The sequence below is a fragment of the Providencia sp. PROV073 genome, from assembly GCF_033688125.1.
Taxonomy (GTDB): Bacteria; Pseudomonadota; Gammaproteobacteria; order Enterobacterales; family Enterobacteriaceae; genus Providencia; species Providencia hangzhouensis.
Genome location: NZ_CP096353.1, coordinates 1,574,528 through 1,591,493, shown reverse-complemented (window position 1 = coordinate 1,591,493; position 16,966 = coordinate 1,574,528). Strand labels below are relative to the sequence as shown.

At 39.9% G+C, this 16,966-nt stretch carries 17 protein-coding genes and 1 pseudogene; 12 read left to right on the top strand and 6 right to left on the bottom strand.

Annotated elements, in window-relative coordinates; translation table 11 throughout:
• Positions 1-5 precede the first annotated feature (5 nt).
• The 3 genes from M1F17_RS07055 to M1F17_RS07045 are packed head-to-tail and all read left to right on the top strand — an operon-like array spanning position 6 to position 2,873.
• Positions 6-1,211 (top strand): aminotransferase class V-fold PLP-dependent enzyme, encoded by a 1,206-nt coding sequence (locus M1F17_RS07055; protein WP_094962097.1) that lies wholly within the window; start codon positions 6-8, stop codon positions 1,209-1,211.
• Positions 1,204-1,929 carry a dipeptidase PepE gene (gene pepE / locus M1F17_RS07050; RefSeq protein WP_094962096.1) on the top strand — a complete coding sequence of 242 codons (726 nt, stop codon included), beginning with the start codon at positions 1,204-1,206 and terminating at the stop codon, positions 1,927-1,929. The genes M1F17_RS07055 and pepE overlap by 8 nt, the downstream gene beginning before the upstream one ends.
• A complete protein-coding gene (locus M1F17_RS07045) occupies positions 1,929-2,873 on the top strand; it encodes a DUF1177 domain-containing protein (protein WP_094962095.1) in 945 nt (314 codons plus the stop codon). Before pepE ends, M1F17_RS07045 begins: the two co-directional genes overlap by 1 nt.
• A gap of 201 nt (positions 2,874-3,074) precedes the next feature.
• Here the strand turns inward: M1F17_RS07045 and M1F17_RS07040 are convergent, their stop codons facing one another.
• Positions 3,075-3,704 (bottom strand): NAD(P)H-binding protein, encoded by a 630-nt coding sequence (locus M1F17_RS07040; RefSeq protein ID WP_144140864.1) that lies wholly within the window; start codon positions 3,702-3,704, stop codon positions 3,075-3,077.
• A gap of 209 nt (positions 3,705-3,913) precedes the next feature.
• On the opposite strand from M1F17_RS07040, the gene hemP reads away from it, so the two are divergent.
• From hemP to M1F17_RS07000, 8 genes and pseudogenes are all read left to right on the top strand, one after another.
• A complete protein-coding gene (gene hemP / locus M1F17_RS07035; protein ID WP_226617232.1) occupies positions 3,914-4,087 on the top strand; it encodes a hemin uptake protein HemP in 174 nt (57 codons plus the stop codon).
• Positions 4,088-4,517: 430 nt separating this feature from the next.
• Complete coding sequence (locus tag M1F17_RS07030; RefSeq protein ID WP_144140862.1) at positions 4,518-6,530, top strand: TonB-dependent hemoglobin/transferrin/lactoferrin family receptor; 2,013 nt, start codon at positions 4,518-4,520, stop codon at positions 6,528-6,530.
• Between the two features lie 25 nt (positions 6,531-6,555).
• Positions 6,556-7,605: a hemin-degrading factor gene (locus tag M1F17_RS07025; RefSeq protein ID WP_036958445.1), complete on the top strand. Its 1,050-nt coding sequence runs from the start codon at positions 6,556-6,558 to the stop codon at positions 7,603-7,605.
• A gap of 16 nt (positions 7,606-7,621) precedes the next feature.
• Positions 7,622-8,443, top strand: coding sequence for a heme/hemin ABC transporter substrate-binding protein (locus M1F17_RS07020; RefSeq protein ID WP_094962091.1), 822 nt, complete (start codon positions 7,622-7,624; stop codon positions 8,441-8,443).
• Complete coding sequence (locus M1F17_RS07015) at positions 8,440-9,441, top strand: FecCD family ABC transporter permease (protein WP_094962090.1); 1,002 nt, start codon at positions 8,440-8,442, stop codon at positions 9,439-9,441. Before M1F17_RS07020 ends, M1F17_RS07015 begins: the two co-directional genes overlap by 4 nt.
• 2 nt (positions 9,442-9,443) lie before the next feature.
• Positions 9,444-10,232 (top strand): annotated as a pseudogene (locus tag M1F17_RS07010) (heme ABC transporter ATP-binding protein).
• Between the two features lie 304 nt (positions 10,233-10,536).
• Positions 10,537-10,749: a HEAT repeat domain-containing protein gene (locus M1F17_RS07005; protein WP_004261718.1), complete on the top strand. Its 213-nt coding sequence runs from the start codon at positions 10,537-10,539 to the stop codon at positions 10,747-10,749.
• Positions 10,750-11,013: 264 nt separating this feature from the next.
• On the top strand, positions 11,014-11,232 hold the full coding sequence (locus M1F17_RS07000) for a HEAT repeat domain-containing protein (RefSeq protein ID WP_004261720.1): 219 nt from the start codon (positions 11,014-11,016) through the stop codon (positions 11,230-11,232).
• Between the two features lie 87 nt (positions 11,233-11,319).
• Here the strand turns inward: M1F17_RS07000 and fghA are convergent, their stop codons facing one another.
• From fghA to M1F17_RS06975, 5 genes are all read right to left on the bottom strand, one after another.
• Entirely contained in the window at positions 11,320-12,156 is an 837-nt protein-coding gene (gene fghA / locus M1F17_RS06995) for an S-formylglutathione hydrolase (protein WP_318837330.1), read from the bottom strand.
• A 10-nt stretch (positions 12,157-12,166) separates the two neighbouring features.
• On the bottom strand, positions 12,167-13,279 hold the full coding sequence (locus M1F17_RS06990; RefSeq protein WP_004261726.1) for an S-(hydroxymethyl)glutathione dehydrogenase/class III alcohol dehydrogenase: 1,113 nt from the start codon (positions 13,277-13,279) through the stop codon (positions 12,167-12,169).
• Positions 13,280-13,296: 17 nt separating this feature from the next.
• Positions 13,297-13,569 (bottom strand): formaldehyde-responsive transcriptional repressor FrmR, encoded by a 273-nt coding sequence (frmR, locus tag M1F17_RS06985; RefSeq protein WP_004261729.1) that lies wholly within the window; start codon positions 13,567-13,569, stop codon positions 13,297-13,299.
• 192 nt (positions 13,570-13,761) lie between these two features.
• Positions 13,762-14,679 (bottom strand): bestrophin family protein, encoded by a 918-nt coding sequence (locus M1F17_RS06980; RefSeq protein ID WP_094962088.1) that lies wholly within the window; start codon positions 14,677-14,679, stop codon positions 13,762-13,764.
• A 187-nt stretch (positions 14,680-14,866) separates the two neighbouring features.
• Complete coding sequence (locus tag M1F17_RS06975) at positions 14,867-15,193, bottom strand: DUF1090 family protein (RefSeq protein ID WP_004261735.1); 327 nt, start codon at positions 15,191-15,193, stop codon at positions 14,867-14,869.
• A 556-nt stretch (positions 15,194-15,749) separates the two neighbouring features.
• Here M1F17_RS06975 and M1F17_RS06970 point away from each other — a divergent pair.
• A complete protein-coding gene (locus M1F17_RS06970; protein WP_094962087.1) occupies positions 15,750-16,847 on the top strand; it encodes a fatty acid desaturase family protein in 1,098 nt (365 codons plus the stop codon).
• Positions 16,848-16,966 lie beyond the last annotated feature (119 nt).

The following is a 16,966-nucleotide window of genomic DNA, read 5'->3' as shown; positions in this document are numbered from 1 at the left end:
TAATAATGACGAATATCTGGTCGCAAGTGCAAAAAGACACTCTAGTTTCACAACATTACGCTTATTTTGATACGGGAGCCGCTGCGCCACCGCCAAAACCGGTAATAGACGCAGTAAAGCGCTATCTTGATAAAACCGCAGAGCAAGGGACTTATTTACCGAGCTTCCGCAAGCAAACCTATGAGCAAGTTGAAATTTGTCGACAAAAATTGGCCGCATTTATCGGTGCAAAGCCCAGTGAAATTGCATTTACCAAAAATGGCACAGAATCTATCAGCTTGATTGCTAGAGGTATTTCTTGGCAAGCTGGCGATGAAGTGATAATTCCGGATACTGAGATGCTCAGCAATATTGCAATTTGGCAACTGTTAGCGCATGAAAAAGGAATAAAAATTATTAAGGTGAGTGCGGATAGCTATGGTGTCCTTTCACCTGAATCTATCGAGCAAGCGATAACCTCTAAGACAAAGCTCATCAGTTTCGTTGCGCTATCTAACATAACTGGGGTAATTCAACCTGTGCAGGCTATTTGTGAGATAGCCAGAAAGCATGGTGTACTTAGCCATATTAGTGCTTCACAAGCCATTGGAATGTATAACGTTAATGTTCAAAAATGGCAATGTGACTTTATGTCATCATGTGGCCGAAAAGGGTTAAGAGCGATAGAAGGCAGTGGCATTCTGTTTGTTCGTGAATCATTGGTACCATCATTAACCCCCATACTGGTCGGTTGGTGGAATAGCTCAATTGACCCACAAACAGGAGACGTTATTCTGCCTCAAACAGCAAAACGCTTTGAAGCGGGCTGCCCAAATGTTCCGGCCATTATTAGTTTAGATTCGGCTTTAGACTATGCTGTAAATATCGGTATTGAACAAATTGAGAATCGCAACCAAACACTCACTCAATATGCGATGCAGCAATTATCTCAACTTTCTGGCGTCGAAATTTATGGCCCTAATAATAGCCACCAGCGAATAGGAATAATTCCATTTAATATTAACGGAATCCCCTCTGATGTATTAATGCAAAAATTAGAAGCTAAAAATATCATTATTGAATCAGGTCACTTTATGGCAACCGCTATTTTAAAGTTCTATCAAATAGAAAAAATGGCCCGCTTATCAATTCATTATTTTAATAGTGAAAAAGAAATCGATTTATTAATTAATTCAATAAAAAAAATCAAAAAGGAATATAGCAATGACTAATGCGTTATTAATGAGTAGTTCACGTATGGGGAATATGAATTATTTACAACATGCGGGCGAACAAATCCATCGTTTATTACAACATAAAAAACAAAATATTCTATTTATTCCTTATGCCGCAGTTACATTCAGTTTTGATGATTTTGAAGCAATTGTAAAACCGGTATTTAATGCTTTAGGTTATGAATTAACATCAATTCATCACTTTAGCGACCCTGTTGCGGCAGTTAAACAAGCACAAGCGATTGCTATTGGCGGCGGAAATACCTTTGCCTTATTAAAACGCCTATATGATGCCAACATAGTGGAGCTGATTCCACAACGAGTTAAATATGAAAGCATTCCCTATATGGGATGGAGTGCAGGCAGTAATGTTGCAACACCGAGTATTCGCACCACCAATGATATGCCAATTGTCCAACCCCCTACATTTAGTGCGCTGAATATTTGCCCATTTCAAATTAACCCGCATTTTATTTCTGGTAAACCAATTGGCCATAATGGGGAAAGTCGTGAAGAGAGATTAAATGAGTTTTTAACGATTAACCCCATGGAAGAATTGATCGCACTATATGAAGGAACTGCATTATTTATTGAAAACGACCATGGCACCATTTTAGGTGAGCAAAATGCCCTATGGTTACGAGGACCTAATAAGATTGAAGAAATTGCTACCAACAAGCCATTCAAATTAAATATTATTAAAGGAGTGCAATAATGTCTTTGAATTATCTAAGCCAAGTTTATGACTTATTAGACACCCCTGATGTTGATGGCGAAAAAATGGCAGCGCTACTTCATTCTGTTGGCTCAAATGATGCCATCATCACTGTTACTTCTATTCCTTATGAATCCCCAGAGGATACAAGTCAGTTATGCCATTTTATAAAAGTATTAATCCCAGGCTCTGAGGGCAAACACCGTGGAGGCACTTACCCGACTTTAGGCATTATCGGTCGTTTAGGTGCACAACAGGCACAACCGAATCGTATTGGAATAGTTTCTGATGCTGATGGGTCAATTGTCGCTTTTGCCAGCGCGATGAAGTTGTTGGATATGGCGGCAAAGGGACAGAGCCTCAAAGGGGACGTAATAATTAGCTCTCATATCGCCACGCATGTTTCGATTACTCCTCATGACCCTGTCGATTTTATGGGGATGCCAGTTTCATCTAATACCATGAACCAATATGAAGTCGATAAACAGATGGATGCTATTTTATCCATCGATACATCAAAGGGAAACAGCATCATTAAGCACCGAGGGATTGCGATTTCTCCCACGGCTATGCAAGGCTATATTTTACGCGTCGCACCTGATTTAGTTCGCTTACTGGAGTATGCAACAGGAGATGTGGCAAAGACGTTTCCTATCACCACACAAGATATTTCTCCTTATGATAACGGTGTTTATCACTTTAATTCTATAATGCAACCGCATATTGCAACACAGGCACCTGTTGTTGGCCTTGCCATTACGGCTAAATCGATTGTCCCCGGTAGTGAAACAGGTGCAAGTTATGAAAGTGAGTTAATCGATGCCACACGCTTTACCGTGGAAGTCGCTAAGCAATTTTGTTGGGATAAAATTCGATTTTATCAGCAAGATGAATATGAAACACTTTATAATTTATACGGTTCATTAGCACAGATTCAGGGGTAACCTTCGAAGAGTAAAAGCCCACATTTGTGGGCTTTAGGTTGATGACAAACATAATATGTTTGTCATCAATCAGTATGTTTACCAACCCTATATTAACTTTTGTAATTCCTAAATCGGTTAGCATTTCAGGCATCATAAAATTGAAGCTTTTGTGTGTGAAACAAAAAAACAACATAACCAACAAAAATGAACTAGCCAGTGTTATATAAGCTGTTTAGATGAAATAACACGAACCCCTTTCGTGGGATTTATTGCAGCCTCAAATAATGCCTTCGCAATATTTGTTGCGGGGCTAACTTGGCAGCTCGCGGGCAATATAGATGATAGACAGGAAATAATACGAATCACAACAACTTCACCCAAACGCACTTTTTGGCGGTCACCACGAATCACATTCGGGCGAACTAAAGTTAAAGAATCAAAACCCAGTGATCTTAAATCTTGTTCAAGCTGCCCTTTTACTCGGCTATAAAAAAAAGGTGACTTAGCGTTTGACCCCAAAGCAGAAGTCAATACAAATGTCGAGCAACCCCATTTTTTGGCTAGCCTTGCACAGGTTAAAGGATAGGTGTAGTCCACTTGACGAAATGCCGCCTTTGAACCAGCGGCTTTGAGGGTTGAACCGAGCGCGCAAATCACAGCATCGACTTCCCATAACGCAGCCTCGTCAGGTAAATGGTTAAAATCAACAATAGGTGCTTGTAATTTCTCATGTTCTGCTAATGCATGTCGTGTTGGCGCTATCACCTGAGTCACACGAGAGTCTGCAAGTGCCAATGATAAAACATGACTTCCCACAAGCCCTGTCGCTCCTAACAGTAATATTTTCATTTTATTCACCCATGCAATGAATAGAGAAACTCAATTATAGCCTTGTAAGTGGGGAACCACTAGATTAATGCTGTTTTTTCGTACGAACTTAGTTTTTTGTGGCTCTTTTGTTGTTTGATTGTGAAAATTACTTGATATTGGCAATCATTCTAAAGATAATCATTCTCAATATCATTTCGATTATCAACAAACTTAGTATGGTAAATAATATGACAGCCCCAGTTGCAGAAAATACCGTCGAAACGGCGAAACAACCCGTTAAAACTGACGTGATAGAAAGCCAACAATTATTGGGCCCTGCCGGTAAGGTCTCAATTCAACATAATGGCGAGCTTTATCAATTGAGACAAACTCGTACAGGTAAGTTGATCTTAACTAAGTAAGCCATACCCAAAGTAAGTCGTACCAAAACTTAATTCGCAAGCCACCTAGGTTAATTATCCAGGCAGCCAGCTTAATCTAAACATAGGAAAAGGTTTCTTATGGAGTTTAAACTGACGTCTGTATTTCACATTTGTGCCACTAAATATAGGATCAGCAAGGATAGCCACTCGATACCTGACTATCGCGCAGCGGTAGCGTTAATGTGCCACATCCCAAATAGTCCTGCTGAACACCAACCAGTTACTGACTATTACCTCAGCTTTATACCTTCATTAGTTGTTTACTCCTCTTGCTATGTTCAGACACCGCTTACATGCAATTTTTCCTGTGTCATACCGAATTCAGGTCCTCCAGACCAATACATCGCTATCAATTAATACGAATTCACTCTGCTTAATACAGATAAAAACTATATGGAGTATCACAATTATGTCCCCTGTTTTGCGAATGTCAGTCCTAACCAGTGCCATCTTAGGCGTGATAGCAAGTGCTCAAGCACAAACAACAGAACCATCACCAAAAAAAAATCATCATGATGTGATGACAGTCTATGCGACAGGTAGCGAACGTGACAGCTTCGAAACCCCGATGATGGTCACGGTGATCAAAAATAATTCACCTGAAACGCAAACGGCCAGCACCGTCAATGACATTTTACGTAAAGTTCCCGGGATTGGTGTCACCGGTACCAGCCGTGCAAATGGGCAAGATATTTATATGCGCGGGTTTGATCGACGCGGCATTTTGACCTTAGTGGATGGTATTCGCCAAGGCACAGATACAGGCCATGTCAATGGCACCTTTATCGACCCTGCTCTGATTAAGCAAGTTGAAATTATCCGTGGCCCTTCTGCCCTACTCTACGGCAGTGGTGCCATGGGCGGTGTGATTGCTTGGGAAACCGTTGATGCCAAAGACTTATTACGTGAAGGCCAAGACCACGGTTTCCGTGTCTTTACCGAAGCCGCTACTGGCGATCATAGCTTCGGTTTCGGCGGCACTGCGTTTGGCCGTAGTGATAACCTTGATGGGCTATTCAGCTTTGTCACGAAAGAAACCGGTAATGTCCGCATGAGTAATGGCGATGACATGAAAAACAAGGAAACCATTGGTAACCTGCTGGCAAAAGGAACATGGCAAATCGATGATACACAAAAGCTTTCTGGCCAAGTGCGTTATTATAATAATGATGCCAATGAGCCGAAAAACCCGCAAGAAATTAATGTAGGGAGTGACAATCTAAAAGTTAACCGTACCACTCGCCAACGTGATGCACAGATAACTTATCAAATGAAACCGGGCTCACAGGAATGGCTAAATTTTAAAGTCACGCCTTATTACTCCGATATTAATATCACGGCAAAAGGCCAAGGAACCCCCTATGAAGGTCGTACACAAAAAACTTATGGCATAAAAGCTGATAACCGCTCTAACTTTTATGACTTGCCATTAGCATCACATAACCTGACTTACGGCAGTGAAGCTTATAAGCAAAAACAAACTCCTTATGCAAACACCACCCAATTCCCCGATGCGGACATCACCTTTGCATCCGGCTTTTTACAAGATGAAATTAGCCTAAAAGATTTGCCTGTTTCCTTTATTGTCGGTACGCGCTATGACCACTATAAAGCGACATCTGATGGCAATGAAGATGTGAAAAAAGGTAAATGGTCATCTAAAGGTGCCGTTAGCATCACACCAACAGAGTGGTCAATGCTATTTGCGTCATATTCAGAAGCCTTCCGAGCCCCTTCTATGATGGAAATGTATAACGACGAGGTCCACTTCCAAATGGGGCCAATCGTTAATAGATGGAAACCAAACCCTAATCTGAAACCTGAATCAACCCGTACCGCAGAATATGGTTTTGGTCTGCGTTTCGATGACCTATTGATGGAAAGAGATAACCTACAATTTAAAGCCAGTTATTTTGATACCAAAGCGAAAGATTACATCAACACATATGTGAATGTTGATAGATATATTTTGCAAAATAACTACACCACATCAATCAATACTAAACGTGCCAAAATTTGGGGATGGGATGCCTCAATGGATTATAAAACAGACTATTTCAATTGGAGTTTGGCTTATAACCATACTGAAGGAAAAGATGAATCTAATGGAAAATCAATAACATCAATTAAACCTGATTCTGTCACCAGTAATCTGGCCGTACCTATTGCAGACAGCGGTTTTTCAGTGGGCTGGCTAGGGGAGTTTACGCGCCATACAGAATTCAATAAAGCCTCTAAAGCAGAACAACAAGCCGGCTATGCCGTACATGACTTCTATGTGAGTTATCAAGGTGAAGGACAACTCAAAGGGTTAGGAACCAGTGTCGTGTTAGGCAATGCATTTGATAAAGAATACTACTCATCACAAGGTATTCCTCAAGATGGACGTAATGCCAAGCTGCTTGTCAGCTTCCAATGGTAATTCACACAATATTAAGGAGATAAACGTGAATTCAGCACTTTACGAGCGTTACCAACAAGCAAAAACAGATAACAAAGCCAAATACGCTCGCGATCTCGCCGCCTATTTAAATGTATCTGAAGCTCAGCTACTGCATAGTCGTGTTGGTCACGACAAAGCTGTTCGTTTAAATGTCGATGCCCCCACTTTGTTGACAGAATTAGCCACTGTTGGGAAAGTGAAAGCGATTACCCGTAACGAATATGTGGTTCATGAGCAAGTTGGTCGTTATGACAATGCAACCTTTAGCCCACACGGTGGGTTAATTTTAAACCCTCGCGCCCTTGATTTACGGATGTTTTTCAGCCATTGGGACGCTATCTTTGCTTTGACGGAAGACAGCAAACACGGTGAGCGTCATAGTATCCAATTTTTTGATAAACAAGGTGACGCACTACATAAAGTTTACACCACCGATGAAACAGATATGGCGGCATGGCAGGCATTGATTGAAAAATATGCCACCCAAGATAACCCGGAGCTCATCCATGAAACAGCAACTGCATTTACCAATCAGCCCGTTAGTGAAGAGCTAAAACAACAATTAGAACAAGAATGGCGCAACATGACAGACGTTCACCAATTTTTTGTTCTACTCAAGAAAAACAACCTCAGCCGCCAGCAAGTTTTCTCTGCGGTTAGCGATGATTTGGCTTGGAAAGTGCCTAATGATTCCTTCAATCAGCTGATTAACACTGCGTTCAAAGATCAAAACGAAATTATGATTTTTGTGGGCAACCGCGGATGTGTGCAAATTTTTACTGGTGAAATCAAAAAAATCATGCCATATCAAAGTGAAGGTTCAGACTTAAAGTGGCTAAATATTTTCAATCCTGATTTCACCTTGCACATGATTGAAAATGGTATTGCCGAATGCTGGGTCACACGCAAGCCAACACAAGATGGCCATGTGACTAGCCTTGAAGTCTTCGATAACCAAGGAAATCAAATCGCACAAATGTATGGGCAGCGTACGGAAGGGACTCCAGAGCAAGAGCAATGGCGCCAACAAGTCACCGCATTACCACGCATTTAAAACTAGGTAACTTATTATGAAACAATGGCTTCTAATCTTATCAACGCTGTTTATCTCTTTTTGTTCTTATGCAACAGAACGCATCGTCACCTTAGGAGGTGATGTGACTGAAATTGTGTATGAACTTGGAGCACAGGAACAGCTCGTCGCCCGTGACAGCACCAGCCTTCATCCAGAGCAAGCCACCAAGCTCCCTGATGTGGGCTATATGCGTATGCTTAACGCAGAAGGCGTGTTGTCAATGCGCCCGACTTTAGTACTTGCGAGTGAGTTAGCTAAACCCTCAATGGCTCTTTCGCAAATCGAAAAAAGCGGCGTAAAAATTATTAAGGTAACAGGGAAACCGAGTTTAGAAGCCATTCCAGAAAAAATTACCACCATCGCTAATGTGGTCGGTAAAACAGAGCAAGGGAAGCAATTAGTTAATCAATTTAACCAACAGCTCAGCCAAGTAAATACGGCTCCTATTGACAAAAAAGTCTTATTTATCATGAGTCACGGTGGTGTTATGCCTTTAGCAGCAGGACGGCACACTGCGGCAGACAGTGTCATTAACGCGGTAGGGGCAAAAAATGCCATGAGCAGCTTCGACAGCTATCGTCCTCTATCCCAAGAAGGCTTGCTGTCAAGCCAACCTGACTTAATCATTTTTACCAAAGAAGGTATTAAATCATTAGGTGGAATAGAAAAAGTGTGGAAATTACAAGGAATGTCAATGACCCCCGCAGGGAAAAATAAAGCGCTTCTGGTTGTCGATGACGTCGGTATGCTCACTTTCAGTTTAGGTACGCCTAAAGTCATGCAACAACTACGTGAGGCATTAGAAAAATCCCAATGAGTCGCTTTAAAAACCCATTTTTGGTGATTATCGTATTATTGTTAGCACTTGGCGGTTTAGTTCTCATCGCGTCGAATGCCGGCGCAATGAACTTCTCATTAAAAGCACTGTGGCAGGCATCTGCCACAGACTCGGATTGGCAGATATGGCTGAATATCCGCCTTCCTCGCGTGTTAATTGCCATCTTAGTTGGCCTTGCCTTAGCAGTATCTGGCGCCATTATGCAAGGGTTATTCCGTAACCCCCTCGCTGATCCTAGCTTACTCGGTATCAGTAGTGGCGCGGCTTTATCCGTTGCCGCATTTATTGTTTTCTCTGTTTCATTACCCACCGTGATGCAAGGTTATGGCCATGTCGCGGCTGCTTTTATTGGTAGCCTAGCCGTATCTTTTATTATTTTTAGCTTAAATCGTTCATCAAATGGTAACCTCGCAAAACTACTTCTCGCGGGTATCGCTATCAATGCGCTGTGTATGTCATTCATCGGTGTTCTTAGTTATATCAGCAATGACCAACAACTCAGAACATTTAGCTTATGGATGATGGGCACGCTCGGTAATGTTGACTGGGCATCATTGGCCATCGCCGCTTCAGTTATTCTTCCTATTTGTATTATCTGTTTAACACAAGGAAGTAAGCTTAATATCCTACAATTAGGGGACGAAGACGCCCATTACCTTGGGCTCAATGTTGAGCGTACCAAGTTTATTTTATTATTCCTTAGCGCCATGTTAGTTGGTTGTGCGGTTGCCATGAGCGGTGTTATTGGTTTTGTCGGTCTCGTTGTTCCCCATCTCATTCGCATGACTCTCGGGCCAGACCATCGTTGGTTAATTCCTGGTTCCGCTATCGTAGGTGCGGGCTTATTACTTATTGCCGATACTGTAGCAAGGACTGCGGTTGCACCTGCTGAAATTCCTGTTGGCTTACTGACAGGGTTAATTGGTGGCCCCTACTTCTTATGGCTAATTTTACGGCAGCCTTCGGGGAGGATCTAAAAATGCAAACAAAATCGCTCTTGTTAGAAGCACAAAATTTATCATATAAAATCAGTGAAAAGACGCTTATAGATAATGTGAGTTTATCGATTGATCAAGGGGAATTTGTGGTGATCATTGGGCCAAATGGCGCAGGGAAATCCAGTCTATTAAAATTACTAACAGGCTATAATACCCCGACTCATGGCACATGCTTTATTGAAGGCCGAGCAATGACTGACTGGGAGCATAATGCGTTAGCCCGAAAACGTGCTGTGATGAAACAGCATAGCCATTTGCAATTTGCTTTTACTGTTGAAGATGTGGTTGCAATGGGCAGAACCCCCTATGGTTCAGAATATAAACACACCGCCATCAATGAAGCGTTAGCACAAACCAGTTGCCAATCATTACGGCAGCGGGATTACCGCCAACTTTCAGGGGGTGAGCAGCAACGCGTTCAATTAGCTCGAGTATTAGCACAATTATGGCAACCAACAGCTCAACCCGCATGCTTGTTTCTCGATGAACCCACTTCTGCGCTTGACCTATATCATCAATAGCATAGCTTACGGTTACTACATCAACTTACACGTCAACGACCGTTAGGTGTTTGCTGTGTATTACATGACCTTAATCTAACCGCATTATATGCAGATAAAGTGTTATTAATTCATAATGGAAAGCTTGTCGCTCAAGGTTCCCCTACCGATGTTTTAACGACTGAAAACTTAACTCGTTGGTATCGAGCTGACTTAGGTGTTACTCAACACCCTGAAAATAACACGCCTCACGTTTATTTACGTCACTAACTCAGGCTTAATAAGCACTTTATTTAACTCATTTTAAAGGTAAAGTGCTTTATTATTTTTACCTTAATAAAGAATTATTTAGTCATATCTATTTTAATAGATAACTAATGTCTTTTAATATTTTAAATTTTTTATATCAATAATCCTTACTCTCTTAATGCGCCCTAGTTAATAAGATAGTTAATAGCCTGAAAATGCGTAAAATCTATATAATGTATTAATAAAGCATTAAATTTCAAAAATAAATCTCAAGTAAATTCACTTAGAATACCTTGGTATCGCATAGGTATTTCAAAGGGTTTACATGGAAAATAACATTATTGAAACATTAATTGAATTAACGCATCGTGGAAATGATGATGTTAAAATTGCAGCTATTTCCGCATTAGGTGATTATAAAGCGACCGTTGAACAACAAAATGCGATCAACCGTTTAATTGAACTCTGTAGAGATCCCAATAAGGATGTTGCGGTGTCTGCAATAAAGGCACTGAGTAAACTCTCCCACCATTTTTAGTATACAAATAATATTTTTTATCAATCCGTTAAAGCACAGGTTTTTTAATTAATCTTATTTAATCTTCCTAATCCCTATATATGAATAGGTATGATTTTTGCTACCTATTCATACACAAACCTAATCATACTATATCCATATTAGTTGTGTTTTTTGATATTAACAAATTCTTTCTTTTAGTAGCATCTCTACATTGAAATTAATATTTTGAAACAAATGGATTTTAATTAACTTTATTTCTTAATACCCTGATTAGGATAAAAGATGGATAACAAAGTCATAAATACATTACTTGATTTAACGAAAAGAAAAAATGATGATGTAAAAATAGCTGCCATATCCGCTTTAGGTGATTGTAAAATACGACTGAAACAACATAATACGATTAATCGACTACTTGAATTATGTAATGACCCAAATAAAGATGTCGCAATCAGTGCGATTAAAGCAATCAGCAAGCTCTCCCATGGAGGGTTAGAGTAGCGATTTAGGCATGATTAAAACGTTAAGGAATAGCAAGGTGAAACCAACTATTGGCCTCACCCTACAATATATCTAACACTACCATACTCAGCTATTATCGTTTAAATAGCGTGCATGAAATTCAATATGTTCACCAATAAAGCTACTAATAAAATAGTAACTGTGGTCATATCCATCACGTAAATTCAAACGATATTCAAATTGCTTTTTGTCACAAATATCTGCAAATAACTCGGGTTTTAATTGTTCTTGATAGAAAGGATCCGCAGTGCCTACATCCACTAAAATAGGTGGAATAGCCTCCGCTTTTCCGATTAATTCAACAGTGTCATATTGAGACCAGCTAGCTGTTTCTTCCCCCAGATAAGCCATAAAGGCTTTGCGCCCCCATGGAACTTGGGTTGGAGCAACAATAGGAGAAAATGCAGATAAACTAGAATATCGGCCTGCATTTCGTAAGCCAATCATTAAAGCCCCGTGTCCACCCATAGAATGGCCAAAAATAGAACGTTTATCAGATACAGGCAAATGTGTTTCGATTAAATCAGGTAGCTCAGACACAATATAATCATACATTCTGTAATGATGACTCCACGGGGCTTGCAGAGCATTCACATAAAAACCTGCGCCTTGTCCTAAATCATAAGCCTCGTCATCAGCAACCTCAGGCCCTCGAGGGCTAGTATCTGGTGCGATTATAACCACGCCATGTTCTGCCGCAAATTGTTGGGCTCCCGCCTTAGTAATAAAATTTTGTTCATTACAGGTTAACCCTGATAACCAATAAATCACTGGGCAGACGGTTGTTTTCGCTTGTGGTGGTAGAAAAGCTGCGAACTTCATTTCACAGCCGAGCACGGTGGATTGATGTTGATAAACATCCTGCCAGCCCCCAAAACACGCATGGCGTTCAATTCTCTCCATCAAAGACTCCTTAATCATAGTGAATAACGGTGCGGATTGATTTGCCTTCATGCATTAAATCAAATGCGTCATTAATACGCTCTAATGGCAATGTGTGCGTCACAAATGGAGACAGCTCAATATCACCCTTCATGGCATCTTCAACCATTTTTGGCAACTGGCTACGGCCTTTCACACCACCAAAAGCCGTACCACGCCATGACCGCCCTGTTACTAATTGGAATGGACGAGTTGAAATTTCTTGCCCTGCCCCTGCGACACCAATGATAATTGATTGGCCCCATCCTCGGTGTGCACTTTCAAGTGCTGCACGCATAACATTAACATTACCAATACATTCAAAGGTATGATCAACTCCCCACTGGGTTTTCTCAATCAACACTTGCTGAATCGGCTTATCAAAATCATTAGGATTCAAACATTCTGTCGCACCAAATTGGCGCGCTAGTTCAAACTTAGACGGGTTAGTATCAATGGCAATAATACGGCCAGCCTTTGCTTGCCTTGCCCCTTGAATAACCGCAAGACCAATCCCACCGAGGCCAAAAACTGCAACTGAGTCACCTTCTTGTACTTTAGCCGTATTATGTACAGCACCGATACCCGTGGTCACGCCACAACCTAATAAACACACTTCTTCATGGTTGGCTTGAGGGTTAATTTTAGCCAAAGAGACTTCGGCAACAACGGTATATTCACTGAATGTTGAACAGCCCATATAATGGTAAACAGGCTGGCCATTGTAAGAAAAACGTGTGGTCCCATCAGGCATCACACCTTTACCTTGTGTTTCCCTAACAGAGACACATAAGTTTGTTTTACCTGACTCACAAAAAACACATTTTCCACATTCTGCCGTATAAAGTGGGATGACATGGTCACCAACGCTAACGCTAGTTACACCTTCACCGACTTCAACAACAACACCCGCGCCTTCATGCCCTAATACCACAGGAAATAACCCTTCAGGGTCATCACCTGACAATGTAAATGCATCAGTATGGCAAACACCCGTATGGCTAATTTTGACTAACACTTCCCCAGCCTTTGGTGGCATGACATCAATTTCGACAATTTTTAATGGCTCACCAGGGCCAAATGCAACTGCTGCACGTGATTTCATCGTTATTCCTTCTTTATTTACCGCAAATAGGTACGAATTAATGAGATGGCATCGTCTACTGAGTCTTTTTGCAACTGTGTTGTTGCTGACTCTTGAAGCCCTTCCCGCAAATGACTCTCTAATACCCCGGCCATCAAACCATTAACTGCCCCACGAATAGCAGCAATTTGTTGTAAAATGGCGGCGCATTCAACCTCATCTTCCAAGGCTGACTCTAAGGCAAGCAATTGCCCTTTCAACTTTCTGACCCGCGTAAGAACTGCTTTTTTTTCTTTTGGGGAATGTGGCATATTTAAGCCCCTTTAGTATACATAGGGGGAGTATAGTATTGATAAGATTATCTGTACAGAATTCCTGATTTGTATGACCCAAAAAGACAAAATAATATTCGATAGAAAAGAAAAAAGAGGAAAGAGAAATAAGGAGAAACAGTAAAACGTGAATATCACGCTCTACTGTCTTCAAGAATGAATAGATTAGCACTACAACAAGTTAAAATATTTATCTGGCTGGTACTGAGGGGGAAGTGGTTGAATATCCAACATATCCAATGCATTGCGTTCAATACTATTACAAATGGCATTCAGCGGTAAATCATTTGCAGCAGTCCCAAAAGGATCTTCAAGTTCCTCGGCTAGTGCATCCCACGCTAAAAAAGTGTAAGAAATAAAAACAGAAACAAATGGCGTCATATAATGTAGGTCAACAACCAATGCAAATGGAAGTAACGAACAAAATAAGTAAACTGTTCGCTGCAAAATTAGTGTATAAGCAAACGGGATCGGCGTGTTCGCAATACGTTCGCAGCCGCCAAGAACTTCCGATAGCGCATTAATATCTTTATTAATAGCTTGAAAGAGTACATCACTGATGACTTTTTTATCGCGTAATTCCCCCACCTTTAGGCCAATCTGCAATAATATTCGGCTAGTGGGAAACGGACTTCGGATAACCTCATCAAAAATAGTACGGGGTAATAACCTATACATATCAATGACTGGGCTGGTTTTCCTTAATTCATGTTTAAGGCTCCAACCAAAAGCAATCAGCAAATTAGCAAATTCCTTTTGGGCGGCCTGATCATTAGGTAATAACCCTTTAATATTTCTTAGAATATTTCTTTGGTTAATTAATAACGAAGCCCAGAGTGTGCGAGCCTCAATCAAGCGGCTGTAACATGCATTATTGCGAAAACCTAGGAATATTGCGATGGCAATCCCTAGTAAGCTAAAGGGGGCTATTGTTAAGTGTATACCTAATCGCTCGTACCATTGGAAACTTAGTACTGCTACGATTGATATCATTATATTTAGAGAAAGCCGAAATGTTATTTTTGACAGTACAGAGCCATGCCAGTCGAATAACCGAAAAAACCAGTGTTGATGAGGACGAATAACCATAATAAAAAGTATACAATATTAAAAAACGACGTTAACTTATTATTTCACTGATTAATTCAATGCGCTATAGCTAGACAACAATTAAAGTGAATATGACAATAATTACGACAAGCAGCTATAGCGCTAAATTCATCCAACACGGTTTTTAGCTTATAAATAATATTTGATTTTAATATTACGTATTGAGTTAATTTTTAGCCGCTTTTAAGCGTTCTATTTCATCTTGTAATGCTTCTATCTGCTGCTCTAAACGATCTGCTTCAGTAAAGCTATAACGATGATTTAATTTTGTTGGCCCAGTCGCCCCCGAATAATGGTCGTAACAGTTATTTTGTACATTTGAAATAGCGCGCTCTAACCCCGCAACTCTATTTCGGTTACCATGCATTTTGGCGTATTTTAGCTGTTTCTCTAGTTGATAGATTTTTTTATCACAACCATAATATTGATAACCTGCTTGAGCGGACACAGGAATAATCAGTGTTGATAAAATTATTAACAGTATTTTTTTCATATAACATTCCTTATTCGAAAAATAATTTATCTGTGACTATTTCATCATTTTGACACATTATTAATATAGGTAAGCTCCTAATTTAGCTTAGGCAAAATAAATATAATGAATAATTAAAACAAACCCATCTAAAATGATAACTATATTTTATTATTAACATAGTAAACTAGATTGAGTATTCTTTTTACATAATTTATTACAGACAGACACATTTTTCCCTGATACCTTAATATTAAAGGATCACTCTACAAGGATGTAGCTAGTTTTTATATTTTAGAAAGTTAATAAGTACGTGTTTTGACCAAATACTTTATAGAATATATATCAGTTTAATTAATGGATAACTCGTATTTAATTGTTTACTTTGCACAAATTCTCAATTTATATCGATATTTCTCAAAAATATTCGTCCAAAATACCAAAAATTATTATTCTTGATAAAAATTGATTCAGAATAAGTCGAAATATTTCTCCCCCTTCATATTTATTTTGCGACGCTTTACTTAGTGAAGATATACTCTTTAATTAAAAGAAGACAACCTCAAATGAGAGTAGCATGCATCACACTGACTTCGAACTCAAGTTCGCAAATGCTAACGAACAACAATTTCATGCTGCATTAAAACAAGCTAGTCAAGAATATCTGCAAACTAAGCAAGATCACGTATTTGCCAGCCGATATGATCTTACTGCAATTGCTATCTTGTTTATTTTTGCTCTTCTGAGTTACCTGCCAACACTCATAACAACATCTACCTCAATTTACATATTATCCTATTTTGTATTTGTTTTACTCATCATGCTATTGAATGTGATTGGCCAGCACGATGCCTGTCATAATACCTTATTTAAATCAAGCTGGAAAAATCGGTTATTTGGCCGTTTAGTGACATTACCTTTAGGTTTAGAGCCAGAGTTTTGGCGTACACGCCATGTTCATTATCACCATCACTATGCCAACATTGAGCATTATGATTTAGATACTGAAGAAAATGGTATATTCCGCCAAACGCCATTTCAACGCTGGCGGCCTTTCATGAAATATCAACATATTTATTGGCCTTTCGTTGCATCATTATCACTCACATGGATAGCACTGGTTTTTGATTGGTCGGACAGAACAGGGAAAACACGCTTAAAAACACAGAAAGTTTTACAGGGTAAACTGGGTTGGACGCTATTTTTAGGTAGCAAAGTATGTCACTTAATATTAATGATTGGCACCCCACTGCTAGTGGCTCACAGCCATGGGATCAGCTTAACAACAATACTTATCACTTACTTATTGAGCCAAATGATTGCATCCATTTTTGTCATTTATTTATTACTCGGTACACATTGGGCAGAGACGCAGTTTTTCACTGCGCCTGAAGATAAACAGATCAAGCATGGTTGGTACCATCATAATTTTGTCACGGCTTGTGACTGGCTACCGACCCCCCATTATTTATGGCGTTTAACTGGGGGACTAAACTACCATCTTACACATCATATTTTTCCTCATTGGCATCACCGCCATTACCCTGCTTTAGCTCGCATCTTAGCCCAATTGGCGCAGCAATATGATATGCCATATCGTTGTATTGATTACAAACAACTCGTTGCGGCCCAAATACGATTCCTAAAAAAGATGGGGCAGCCGCCATTAAAATAGTCATCTTAGTAAGTTATAAATAACAATTCTCTCAAATGTCCCCTCTATTCCCTTATTTTAGGAGGGACATTATCTAAATAAATCCTTAAGGTCTATCTTCTTTACTTTTGTTACACTTT